The following is a 12,536-nucleotide window of genomic DNA, read 5'->3' on the forward strand; positions in this document are numbered from 1 at the left end:
CGGTACATCGGCAAGCTCGTGCAAGGTTTTTGAGAGGTTTTACACTTTTTCTTTGCACTTTAGCAGACTTGATCTCGCTTGAAAACTAGGCACTGTAAACCTTTGCTGCTTTTTTCAGCAAACCCTAGATAAAGGCTGAAACCAGCAGCGATTACATCAGCAACTCTTCATCCTTAGATGCAGCCGAGTTGCCCCATTGCTGCAGCCACCGCATCACCTCATTGGGAATAAACGTTCGGCTGCGAGCAGCAGAATCAATACACACATGCTTGGTAAACGCCCGCGCCGTGCAAAACTCCTGAACCTCTTTAATGTCTTGCCCGCCAATTTCTAAACCGAATACTTCATAGGCGACTTCGTATTCGCTGTCTTTCAGCTCCTTCGGAGTCACATATATTTTGATTTCATCTCCACAAAACATAGGCCGCAAAAAGTCCACGGTTGCATGAGTAATTGGCACAGCGATCTTGGGATAACAAAAAAACTGCCCAACGTTTACTCCTGCCGCTGCCAAAGAAGCCTCATAAGCTTCGTGGCAAATGGACAATATATTGGCAAAATATACGACGCCTGCGGCATCAGTGTCGCTAAATCGAATCGTCCGTTGAAAGATAAACGGCATAGGTTCCACATCAAAATAGACAGGTTTTTCTATTGTCCAAGACTGAGGCACTTTGCGGGAGATCTTCAAACTCAAGTCTCCCGAGCCGTAGCGAGCGCCAGTTTTAAACAACCACCAGAAAGTCTTGAACCGAAACTGGCGTTAACAGCTTTTTGTTGAAGCGGAAAACAACGGCCAACAAGGTATGATTCGAACACAAAAATAGGGTAGAAGCTAAGACCTCCTACCCCATATTTGTAGACATTCAGTTACCTAAGAGCCAACAGACATTTATCGGCTTGGCAACATCGAAATCGGATTGACAGTACCCTGACTCGGTAGATGGATTTCGAAGTGCAAGTGAGGACCAGTGCTATAACCAGTACTGCCAACCGCAGCAATGTGATCACCCTGCGCAACCTCTTGCCCAGCCCGTACAAACAAACGGCTGCTATGAGCATAACGAGTACGGCTACCGTCGGGATGGCGAATATCAACCATGTAGCCATAGCCGCCAGAGTTCCAACCTGCGAACTCAACAACACCAGCTGCCGCTGCATAGATAGGCGTTCCAGTGGGTGCGCCGATATCAATACCCCGGTGCATGCGGCCCCATCTCCAGCCATAGCCAGAAGTCAAAACACCCCGAGCAGGCCATGCGTAACCGTTGAAAACAGGAGCGCCTTCCGGTAAAAATGCATCGGCACCCGGCAGAGGAGGCAACTCAGGCGAAACAAAGCGCCCGATTAACGGCTCCAATAAAGGCTCATAGTTCTCAGAACCAATCGGTGCTGCTGCGATGACCTGAGAATCAGCATCAGCAGAGGGTTGTACAACCTCAGCAACAGGTTCGTCAACTGTTTGAGGAGATGCAGCAACTTGATTCACTTGCGGGACTCGCAACGATTCAGTTCCTCTGAACTCAGAATTTGGATTAAATTCTGGCGCCGAGGGAGCAAAGTCCGGAATTGTGGACGCAAACTGCGTTGTAGAAGCAGCGGCCACTAAAACAGGCTGCTGAGAGCCCGAATCGATTTCCGCACGTTCAATCTGGCGAGACGGTTGCAAGGTGGAAAGATCAGAAACAAACTGGTTTGCATAGGAAGCAGAACTACCAATCTCCACCGATGAGGATGCAACCTTGCCGACTAGAGTCGTGTTCGAAGCTCCTGTATCCGAGGAAGCCTCTGGAGTAACGGACATGGCCATATCGCGATCGCCACCAACCGACTCCGGCTCTGCAATCGACGGAACTACAGGCGAGGCAAGGCTCACGACTAGAGACTCAGGAGATGCGGGCTCAGCAGAGGCATCATCCAAAGATACAGGAGAATTATTGGCCGCCAACCACTCAGGTTTCGCTTGCGAAGCATCCAAAGCGGCAGGCTGGGCAGGAGTAAATGACTCTGCAAACGTTGGAATATTCAGAACCTGGCCAACGCGAATTAAATTGGGATTGCTTAAGCGGTTTGCTGCAATGAGTGATGATCTCGGCACATTGTAGCGGCGAGCAAGTTGATCAACCGTTTCTCCAGAAACCACCCGATGGGTAGAGGTAGAAGCAGGAGCAACTGTGCGATTTTCGATATAGTTAGGCACACCTGCAGGAGCAAAGCTACCAGAGCTTTCAGCGACAGATGGCACATGAGCCAGAGACAATGAAGCTGAGGACTGAGACTGAGGCTGAGCTTCAACTTGCTGCACAGAGGACAATTGCTTCTTCTGAGGAGACGAAGGAACCAACAGAGTTTGATTCACCCAAAGTTGGTTTGCATCTCCCAAACGGTTGATAGCAATCAAAGTACGCTGAGATACGCTATGAGCGCGCGAAATAGAACTCAGCGTGTCTCCCGGCTGCACACGGTAGGGCTGCAACTCAGAATCATCAAACCCATGGTCGACCTCGGGGGCAAGTTCAAGGCCATCGCTTAGATTGGAAGCCTTATCACTGAGAGAAGGCTGAACAACTGCCTTTCCATCTGTCGACTGAACCGACTCCTCTCCACCATACTCCGCCAAAGTATTTCTCAATCTTTCGCGCTGCTGGCGCAATCGGAGCAATGCAGCACTTCGTTCATTTGCTGATTCGGCAACAGTGTCAGCACTTGGTGCCACAGGAGCGTCCAAAGAGCTCGGCTGCCCGACAGCAGATACGCCTAAACCTTCGTTAAACCCTCGAACAGGCGATGACTGCCAATCACCGTACTCAACAACGGGTGTAGCCACCTCCCCGGATCTTAAAGCCTGAGCCTCAGCAGGAGAGGGTTGAGCATTTGGTAGTATCTCTAGGTCTACTGCCCTTGGCTCGGATGCGAGCGCTGTGTCATCTTGACGTGGAAGAAGCAGACTGCTGGCACCCATCGACAGGGCCAGACCAACCATGGCTGCAGAAGTGCGAGCTTTACGGTTAACATCTGACGAAGCTTGCTTCTGCTGCTCTGCCTCCAATACGTCGTCGAATGCCGACGAATGACAGATAACAGACTTGACCTTCTGCGGAAATGCGCGTCTCAAAGAAAACCTCCTTGTGAGCGGCGTATTGAAATCCTTGAGTTAAGGACTTTGACTAACTAAGTCACAGAGCCACTGACGTTAGTGGAACCGAAACAGCAACCGCTATTTGGTGACTAGGTAAGATTACCTTGTTCATTTGACTTAAACAAGCTTACATCAGTCCTCTAGAAAATCAATACTTGGCCGCTGAACGAAGACGAATCGACTAGCAAACATAGCACATCACAACTGAGATTGAACAACTGCCAAGAAAACATCAAGAGCAAAATTTACCTTTCAGTTTCCGACTAGCTTTTGTTTGGCTCGTTGTAAGGAGCTAGGTTAAATCTTTATCCCCAACCCCTATCAAGTGTCAATACACTTTGCGTTCGGGGATACTCAACCATTAGACCAAAATCTTTATCCTGAAAGGATTTCAGCTTTTCAAAAAGGATTCATCAGTATTGAATATCTCAGAGTTAAATGTTTGCAACTAGAGCATAATCAATACTCCAAATCGCAGCTGTTTTCAGGAATCCTAAAAAATCTGTGTCTGTTTTAACTTTTTCTACCTTGATATTTTTTCCAGTTTGATTGGACTCTCTCAACTTGCCCATTTGTCCTGGCTTTATGCTCAGTTTTCTATATGGATTTCTTATAGTCTGGCAGTCAGTTTCGTAGTACAGACTACTGAATAGCCCTGTGCATTCAAACGCCCTCACGTCTGCTTTTGAGAGTCTTTGGCTCGTTCATCAACAATGAGTGATGTTCCGTTTCGCTTACTTTTGCTGACTTGGAGAGGGCGGCTTGGTTCAACACTAAATTGTCAAAGAATTGTCAAACACCGCCTCCATTTGCAATTCCCAGGACTGGCATATTCCTTGCAGGCGCGTTTCTGAGCGATCGCACGTTGACCGACAGGATTCACTCCGTCCCCTTGCATCCAGCAAAGTTTGTAGGGTGCCCAACTGGTGCTGGCATACCCGCATGACTTTGGCAGGGCGGCCTGTGATCAAGATCGGCAAAGGCTTGGAACTAGAACCTCTGCCATTCAGTTGCTAAGTAGCCCAAGTTGTCGGCGTGCTTCGAATAGGCCGATCGCCACACTCACGGAAAGATTGAGGCTTCTTACTCCAGGCTGAGCCATGGGGATTTGTAGCGTTGCCTGACAGGCGTGCAGCACGGATGCTGGTAGACCGGCTGTTTCACATCCAAACAAAAGCCAGTCATCCGATTCGTACTGAAACTGAATATAGTTATGAACGCCTGAAGCGCTAAAGCCTAGCCATCTTCCCCCATATTGCTGGTGAAATTGGCAAAAGTCTTCCATCGTTGGATGGTATTTCAAATCGACGTAGCACCAATAATCTAACCCCGCACGCTTGAGATAGCGATCGCTAATCTCGAAGCCTAAAGGGCCAACCAAGTGAAGTTCTGTGCAGGTAGCCGCACAAGTTCGGGCAATATTCCCAGTATTCGGCGGAATTTGCGGATTGACGAGCACAACCTTAGGCATAGGGAAGACTGATTTCTACAAAAAAACTAGAGCAAATTTATAAAGATTCAGCGTCTTCAGCGGTGGTTTGATCGAACCGCCTCATCACAAATGATAGTTTTTCTTTATATTTCAACAAAAAAGTGCTGCTTATAGAAAAAACTCAAACCAATATGAATTTTGTCTGAAGCTAGTATAAAGTTCAGCTGAAGCAGGCTTCGCATAAAAATTGCAGATGAACTCCAACAAGAAGGTTTATCTGGTTTGCCGGAACGAACCGCTAACAAACCATTGACTTCCAACTACAGCCAATTTAGAGATTAAAAGGCACATGGGCACAAGCCAAGCTCACTCCCATGTGCCATCTCACGGTGTTGCTTCATCTTCAGGAGACATCTGAACAGGGCAGCAACATGGTTGTTCCTGAATCCCCACGGCCCCATAGAGCATGTTCTGGGAACGTCACGCGAGATTTTCCTAAGTTTGAGGAAACCAAATCACGAATTGGGCCGTACTAGGCTTTTCTTAGATAACCGCTGAAGGCGGCAAAATAAGCGTTGTTCTTGGAAAGGAACTGCTACTATCAGCCCCTCTCTAAGACTCTCTATATAAATAGAGAATCATTAGAAAGGTACAGAACGACAGAACGAAGTGAGTGGGAGTAGATCAATCAGGGGTTGATTAGTGGGCGCGAACCTTGGCGGCCTTCTGCAAGGACTCTGCAATAGCACGCACAGCAGCCACCATTGCAATTTCGCTGTTAAGCTGGTTCACCGCAGAACCAACCCCAACGCCCGCAGCACCCGCAGCGATCGCCAACGGAGCAGTAACATTTGAAATTCCAGAAGCACACAGCACAGGAACCGTTACAGCGTGCGAAATTTCATACGCCGCTGCCAGGGTTGGGGCAGCTTTTTCAATCAGGCCTAGGGTTCCTGCATGGGAAGGTTGGCTGCTGGTCCCGCCTTCAGTTTGAATCAGATCGGCTCCGGCCTGTACAAGTTGCTCGGCTAAACGCACCTGTTGATCAAGGGGCAGAATATGGGGCACGGTGACTGATAGGGTTGTGTGAGGAAGCAGTTCACGAGTGCGACGAGTCAATACCAGCACTTCTTCAGCTTCAAACCGACGACCCACTGCGTAGAATGCATCAAAATTACCAATTTCTAGCAGGTCTGCACCCGCTGCAACGCAATCCACAAACAGCTCGGGCTCTACCGCAGACACACACACGGGACACTGGCTCACCTGCTTTGCCAACGTAACCAGATCAGGGCTCGCCGCAATATCCACAAAGGTGGCTCCACCCAATTCTGCCGCTTTTACAATCGAAGCCACGCGATCGCGCTGAAAATTGGTCAACCCGCTAATAATCTTTAATGCTGTGCCTTGTGCAAAAGCATTTTGAAGCTCGGGGTGAATTGTCATGGGGTTCCTCAACTTTGGCAAACAGTACGGATCATTTTGCCACACTCCTTACCGCTTATTGCGTCAGAATCCATTCCATGTCAGCGCACACAGCCAGTTCTCAGGCAGGTAGGGATCATGTTGTCGAGTGCGTCACCGTCATGCGACAAATCCATTTGACCTATGAGTTATTCTTCAGATTTATATTCCTCAGGCTTGCTTAAAGGAAAAAGATAACGAACTGTCGCCATTCCCAAGCTGAGGAATATAAAAACCAGTAGCGTCAACAGTGGCAAAGCAGGCATAGGTCAGACTAGTAAATCTCTTCTCATTGTAGAAATTGAGTCTAGTGCTACTGTGGCAATGGTGTGACCGTTGTGTCTCAAATTTATTGAGTATTGAATGGTGATGTTCTAGATATGTGGATATTCATGGCAGAAAGGCGGTGGAGCTACCCTCTTACCGCAAATATCCACACAGGTGAAGCACAACCGTTTTTCATTTAGATCTGAACTTCGTCGGCGAAACTGGTCCATCGGACAAAATGAAACGGCCCTGCGATCGCGCCCCAGACTCGCTCATCCGTTTCAGGGTCACGCCCCCGATCCAAGCTTGTAAAAACCTCACCATCAATTTCAAATTCACTGTCAAGGTAAGTTCGTTGACCTTTTCGCTCAACAATACATCCCTTCCCAGGTTCAACAGACCCTTTAAAGCTTTTACCCGTCCACTCCACGATCATGCTGCAACCAGGCAGTTTTTCCAGGCGATCGGGAGTCAACTTCGTCAAACGCTCCACTTCACGCGAGGCACCATAAAATTCGGTTTCGTTGTGAATGATGTAATTTTCAATCACAATGCGATCGCTCTCTGTCACCAAATTCAGGACTCGAATCCGATATGGATCATTCAAGGAATAGTCGTAAGCCTGCTCAACTAAAAACCCCGCCCCCGACAACACCCCTTTTGGCAAAGGCCGCATACACACCCGAATGTGGGCAAACAAAGGCGGATTGGCAAAAGCCTGCTCTTGGTTGCTAAAGTCTGCAGCCATCCAGCGGGCCAGCGTCGCAATATCTGTAGCGTGGGTCATACAGGCGCATCTAACTCAACCGTTGTTCTTCCAGGACTTACACAGTTGAATGATGTTTGGGGCGCTTCGCGCCCCAAACATCATTCAATCCCTAGTTTTTCGGATGAAGTGCGTAAGTCCTATCTTCATTTTACGAGACAACGACCCTACCGCTAGTACAGAAATAGGCGCATGCTCAGTTCAGCTAAACGCTAAGGTAGATAGCCTGGAAATGGAACTAATTAGAGGCTAACCATTGCTCAATTCGCTGGGCTGTCACTTGGCAGCTACGTCTTTTCTCATCAGACAACACATGAATTTCTGGCTGGTTTGGGTTCTCTGGTGCCCTAAATCGGCCTAAAAGGCCATAACTTACTAAGCCCAAGTACTCACGCACTGCCAACAGCGATCGCTCCGCTGTAGTAAGCGTTGGGGGAGCAGGCTCAACATGGGGAATTACCTGAAAGCCCACTCCTTGAAACGTCAACATTGATCGCAGCATGTGAGGTGGATCGGTAATCAAAATAATTGTCTTAGCCCCTTCCGAACCCAAGATAGCGGCGGTGGAATAAGCCTCATCTTTGGTGGTACGAGCACACACTGTTCCACTGAGGAGCGTGGGATCGACAGCCTGCTCTTGCAGCATCAAAAACGTTGACACCAAATTGCCAGATCCCGTTACAAACATGCGAGGAGCCCGCCCTTGCTCTACCAACTCTAGAGCAGACTGATAGCGATCGCCCTCAATTTCATCTCCACGAGCCAATACCACAACTGCATCAGCAGGTGTGCCCGAGTCTTTGGGTATAAAGCGAACGAGAGCGGCCGTTGCGGGTGTAGCAAACAACGGCGACAGCATAAACCAGTAGCTGCCCAACACAACCATCAGCAGCGTTAGCAAACGCTTGCGGTAGCGCCGAGAACTCAGCAACAACAAAACTCCAAAGGTCACCAAGATAGCCAGCGTCACCAAACGTGGATCTAGAAACCACTCGTACAGCCCCCACGTAAAGCGCGTCCAACGGCGTCCGATGAGCATGCGCAAAAAGTCGAGCATGGTATTAATGCAGTGTGCGAGCTAGTGTCGTAAAGTTCATCATCAATGTAGCTGAAGCATTCAGAACGCTGAAGCGCTGGACTTTATATGAAGAAAATTTTCACACCTAAGCTGAAGTTTGTAAATTTTAGCCAGAGAGGCTGCCATCACAACGGTAAATACCCAGGCTGCTCTCCTTCGGCCAATTTGCGATCTTCTACCTTCAATAGGGCTCATGCACCGTCCAGAATCCTGATGGTTGTGAAAATGGTTTTGAAAGAGGGGTCGTGGGCTAGCCAAGATTTAGCTTTCAAGAATGTAAATCTGAGCTGTTTCCGACTCTTCAACAAAAAAGGCTCCACATCAGTGAAGCCACAATTGGAGGACTCGTTGTTAAGGTGTCTATGGAAAAGCCTTGTAAAAATCGAAGAAATCGTATTTTGAAACATGAATTAAATCAGAGAGAACCTATTCTGCGACGGTGATAGCCGCTAACGACTCTCGAAACGGTTCATTGGCAGACAAGCCATCCTCCAAAGCCTGGTACGTTGCGTCCAACTCTGCCTCAATTCGAATTTGAGCGCAGGGAATGGTATCGGAAAGAATAGCGCTGGCCATCACACCACAGTGGATTTCCAGCATTGCCTGAGGCAAAGCCTCAAACATTAATCGCTGTCCTGGAAACACGACTCGCTCGAAATACCAGTTCGGAATATTAGTAATGCGCGCAACCTGCATCTTACTAGTTGCATTTACATAGCAGCACAGGATGCGATCGCCACTGTTGGAAGGAAGCGGATCAATGATTTGAGCCATAACCGTGAGGAGCCTTATGGAATAAATAAGGACAATCACACGCTATCATTGTCCGATCCCCATCGCTGTAAACTCGACTACAACCACAGGCGACTCAGATCACAACACCTGCGGATGAAGCCTGTTCAGGATTATTTGAGGATTTGATTTTTCCCTACCATCTTGAGAGGGCAAGCTCTGCAGAGCTCATCACATGAGAGCCCATCGACTCCATCGTCACAAAGTACCAGATTCAGACAAGACATGGCAACGCTTTGCAAATACGCGATTCACCAAGAGGCCCCTTACAACGGCAAACCTGACGCGCGATCGCTCTGACTCGCTGGCAAATTGGTTATTCCCGCATAAAAAAGCAAGGGACATTGTCCCTTGCTGACTTTCGATGGAATTTAACAATACCAACCCTAGAAGGTCATTTCTGCGGCTTGAACACGCTCGACCTGCTTCTTCTTCAATACCAACAGGACTTGAGTCAGCATGACCGATGCGATAAAGGCAATCAAGCCCTTCACGCGATTGGGGCTTTGCAGCACAATCTCAGCATCCTTTTGACCAAAGCCGCCCACGTTGGGGTTCTCAGTCAAAGCAGCACCAGCAGCAACATCCTCACCTTCGGAGACAATTAGCGCTGGCCCAGCTGGAATTTTGTCGACAACCGAACCACCATCCGCCGGTTGAATGGTCACTTCATAGCTACCATCGCCAGACTTAGAGATATTGGTAATGGTGCCAGCAACCGATGCGTTGTACATGGCATTGTTGCTCTTCTCACCCGTTGGATAAACTTGGCCACGACCCCGGTTTCCACCCAAGTGCAATTGATACTTACCAAAGTTAACGGCTTTGTTCGTGCTGGGATCTGGAGAGAGTACAGGGAAGATGATTTCTTGATACTGATCACCCGGCAGGGGACCGACCAAGATCACGTTTTCCTTATCCTCGGCATAGGTCTGGAAGAGGTAAGAAGGACCAACTTCTTCCTTCAGATCTTCGGGAATGCGGTCTTCAGGAGCAATTTTGAATCCTTCGGGCAGCATCAGAACTGCACCAACGTTCAAAGGTCCCCGTTCACCCGTTGCAACAACTTGCTGAACGTTGGTGTCGTAGGGGATTTTGACAACGGCCTTGAACACGGTGTCGGGCAGAACAGCCTGGGGAACTTCAATTTCGACAGGCTTGGCTGCAAGGTGGCAGTTGGCGCAAACGATGCGTCCGGTTGGCTCCCGAGGCGTTTCGTAGTTCTGCTGTGCCCAAAACGGATAAGCGGCCGCCGACTGAGGCAAAGCAAAGTCAGCCGCAAAGAAGCTGGCGATCGCCACCAAAGTAATCAGCGTTCCCTTCAGGAACACCTGAATGCTGCGAGGCAGCAGCGTTGTTAAAAGCTTGAATTTCATGGGATGCGTGTTCTCAACCGAGGATGATAACAACAAAGAATGTTGATGAGATGAGCAAAATTTGACCATTACCGACCCAAAACGGGTTTGGCATGTAGGTGGCAAGTGGCAACCACCACTATGCCCACCAGGGCTCATCGCCCGTCCGGAAGTCAGTTTCAGTCCACGGAGTTAGCGCAATCTTGCCATCGTCGGAGACGCCTGTGTGTACTAGAGCCAACGAGAGAGGCGCAGGCCCACGCACCACCTTGCCCGTGCTGTCGTATTGAGAACCATGACAGGGACAAATGAATTTGTTTTCGCTTGCATTCCACGGCACAACGCAACCCAGATGGGTACAGACAGCATTAATACCATAGCTAGCGATCGCATCAGAGCTTTCAACCACGATATAGGTTGGGTCGCCCTTGAGACCTTGTGCCAAGGTGCGATCGCCCACATTATGCTCTGACAAGAAATTTGACAGAACAATATCATTGCCAAGAGCGTCTTTGGCGGTAACACCACCGCCAGCTCCACCACTCGAGGGTGGAATGAAGTACTTCACAATGGGGTACAGTGCGCCCAGCACAGTGCCCGAAGCGGCACCCAGCAGCAGGGCGTTCATAAACTGGCGACGCCCCAAATCAGGCACGTCAGGGTTTCCAGAAACTTGAGTCATGATTTACCGATTCAGGCTGTGAACTTAGGTTCTGTATAAAGACCGCAGCGACTTCTCGAATGAGACCACCTCGAATGAGGCATCGCCAGTCCCTAGCGGTGATCGTTTACAGTTTTTCTATAAGCAATATTACACTGCTCAAGATTCCGAAACTGAAACTAATCTGCTTTCGTAAAGAACCGTAAAGATTGGGAGCCTACACATGACCGGGGAAGACCTACATCAACTCATTCTTGGTAAGTGGGGCTACTCATTTGACGTACAGCTCCGCAAGGTGCAAGGCAAAATTTTCTTCCAAGTCATGTGGAAGTACCTGGAACAAGCCTCTTTCCCCATGAGCGAAGCAGAGTATATACAGCATTTGGACGAAATCGCGACATATTTGACTGCGCTGGGTGGCTCTGAGCAAGTGCAGCATTACATCGACACAACAGCCGATAAGCCTCGATTGGGGAAAGCCGTTAGCATCCCCATTGACTTGGGCGATCGCGCATCTGAATGGATTTTGGAATAATCACCCTCCGGCCAAACTCGGCATGGGGTTCGTTTTTTAGCGGCCGATCATCTTCGTTAGGCCAATTCCACCAAAATACAGAGTCAGCACGGCCCCAGCTAGCAAGCTCTGGGTTACCGGATCGGTCGATGGCGTGAGCACAGCGCCCAACACAGCGCCACCCAAAACCACATAGCGCCAACCCTTCGCCATCTGCTTTGAATCAACGATTCTTAGCAAGCCCAGCAAGACCTGAATCACGGGGATCTGAAACGCTAGCCCCGTGCTGAAAAGTAGCAGCAGTACAAACTCAAAATATTTATCGATCGACCACAGTTGCTCAACGACATCTGCCCCATAGCTAATAAAAAAGTTGAGTGCAGCCGGAATCAAAGCAATGTAAGCAAACACCAAGCCCCCAACAAACAGAATGCTAGACCCAAAGACAATTGGCCCCAACAACCGCCGTTCTTTGCGAGTTAACCCTGGCAGCACAAACTGAATAATTTGATAAAGCACAAAAGGGCTCGCCACCAGCAGCCCACTGTAACCAGCAACCTTGAGCGATACGAAAAAATATTCTCCTGGGGAAAGCTGCAAAAACTTAACCCCCTGCGCTGGCACCTCTAGAAGAGCCACAATTTTGTTCACGAAGGCAAAACAGAGGATGACACCACCCACAACTGCAATCAGCGCATAAAAGATACGCGTCCGCAGCTCTTCTAAATGGTCGAAGAGCGACATCTCTACATCGTCAACCAAGTCGTCGTCCGCAATGGCTGATGCTGGATCGGGTAGCCCAGTGTTTTGAACTGCAGGCTCGAAATCAGTAGGAGCGGTCATACTCGCTGATTAGCAGATAGAGGAACATGGACAACGGCCAACTGCGGTGTGCAAATGCCCCTTTCGCAAGCCGTTATCAATACTAGACTACTGTGTTTATAGGCTATCGGCTATTGCGATCGCCAAGTTCTGCCAAAAGCGCTCCTGCCCCACAATTTAAGTTCGTTCCAAAAAAATGCGCCGAAGGGCTTGCAAATTTCTGGCTCATTCTGTTAGCTTAATAAA

General features: G+C 49.0%; 12 protein-coding genes. 1 reads left to right on the plus strand and 11 read right to left on the minus strand.

Annotated elements, in window-relative coordinates; genetic code table 11:
* Window positions 1-151: 151 nt before the first annotated feature.
* The 10 genes from ACQ4M4_RS17965 to petC form a co-directional block, all read right to left on the minus strand.
* Window positions 152-622, minus strand: coding sequence for an acyl-CoA thioesterase (locus ACQ4M4_RS17965; RefSeq protein WP_430685824.1), 471 nt, complete (start codon window positions 620-622; stop codon window positions 152-154).
* A gap of 270 nt (window positions 623-892) precedes the next feature.
* Entirely contained in the window at window positions 893-3,115 is a 2,223-nt protein-coding gene (locus ACQ4M4_RS17970; protein WP_430685825.1) for a peptidoglycan DD-metalloendopeptidase family protein, read from the minus strand.
* Between the two features lie 797 nt (window positions 3,116-3,912).
* A complete protein-coding gene (locus ACQ4M4_RS17975; RefSeq protein ID WP_430685826.1) occupies window positions 3,913-4,119 on the minus strand; it encodes a hypothetical protein in 207 nt (68 codons plus the stop codon).
* 26 nt (window positions 4,120-4,145) lie between these two features.
* Window positions 4,146-4,610, minus strand: a complete 465-nt coding sequence (locus ACQ4M4_RS17980) for a tRNA (cytidine(34)-2'-O)-methyltransferase (protein WP_430685827.1) — start codon at window positions 4,608-4,610, stop codon at window positions 4,146-4,148.
* Between the two features lie 660 nt (window positions 4,611-5,270).
* Window positions 5,271-6,017: a DUF561 domain-containing protein gene (locus tag ACQ4M4_RS17985; RefSeq protein ID WP_430685828.1), complete on the minus strand. Its 747-nt coding sequence runs from the start codon at window positions 6,015-6,017 to the stop codon at window positions 5,271-5,273.
* A gap of 481 nt (window positions 6,018-6,498) precedes the next feature.
* On the minus strand, window positions 6,499-7,089 hold the full coding sequence (locus ACQ4M4_RS17990; RefSeq protein ID WP_430685829.1) for a chromophore lyase CpcT/CpeT: 591 nt from the start codon (window positions 7,087-7,089) through the stop codon (window positions 6,499-6,501).
* Window positions 7,090-7,306: 217 nt separating this feature from the next.
* Window positions 7,307-8,125: a YdcF family protein gene (locus ACQ4M4_RS17995; protein ID WP_430685830.1), complete on the minus strand. Its 819-nt coding sequence runs from the start codon at window positions 8,123-8,125 to the stop codon at window positions 7,307-7,309.
* Window positions 8,126-8,572: 447 nt separating this feature from the next.
* Window positions 8,573-8,920, minus strand: a complete 348-nt coding sequence (locus ACQ4M4_RS18000; RefSeq protein ID WP_430685831.1) for a DUF1830 domain-containing protein — start codon at window positions 8,918-8,920, stop codon at window positions 8,573-8,575.
* Window positions 8,921-9,324: 404 nt separating this feature from the next.
* Window positions 9,325-10,314: a cytochrome f gene (petA, locus tag ACQ4M4_RS18005; protein WP_430685832.1), complete on the minus strand. Its 990-nt coding sequence runs from the start codon at window positions 10,312-10,314 to the stop codon at window positions 9,325-9,327.
* Between the two features lie 118 nt (window positions 10,315-10,432).
* The gene (petC, locus tag ACQ4M4_RS18010; RefSeq protein ID WP_430685833.1) at window positions 10,433-10,975 is read right to left on the minus strand and encodes a cytochrome b6-f complex iron-sulfur subunit; all 543 of its coding nucleotides are present in this window, start codon (window positions 10,973-10,975) and stop codon (window positions 10,433-10,435) included.
* A gap of 202 nt (window positions 10,976-11,177) precedes the next feature.
* Here petC and ACQ4M4_RS18015 point away from each other — a divergent pair, with 202 nt between their 5' ends.
* Window positions 11,178-11,489 carry a DUF3067 family protein gene (locus ACQ4M4_RS18015; RefSeq protein ID WP_430685834.1) on the plus strand — a complete coding sequence of 104 codons (312 nt, stop codon included), beginning with the start codon at window positions 11,178-11,180 and terminating at the stop codon, window positions 11,487-11,489.
* A gap of 36 nt (window positions 11,490-11,525) precedes the next feature.
* Here the strand turns inward: ACQ4M4_RS18015 and tatC are convergent, their stop codons facing one another.
* A complete protein-coding gene (tatC, locus tag ACQ4M4_RS18020; protein WP_430685835.1) occupies window positions 11,526-12,311 on the minus strand; it encodes a twin-arginine translocase subunit TatC in 786 nt (261 codons plus the stop codon).
* Between the last annotated feature and the right edge of the window lie 225 nt (window positions 12,312-12,536).

The organism is Leptolyngbya sp. AN02str, assembly GCF_050565595.1.
Lineage (GTDB): Bacteria > Cyanobacteriota > Cyanobacteriia > Elainellales > Elainellaceae > Kaiparowitsia.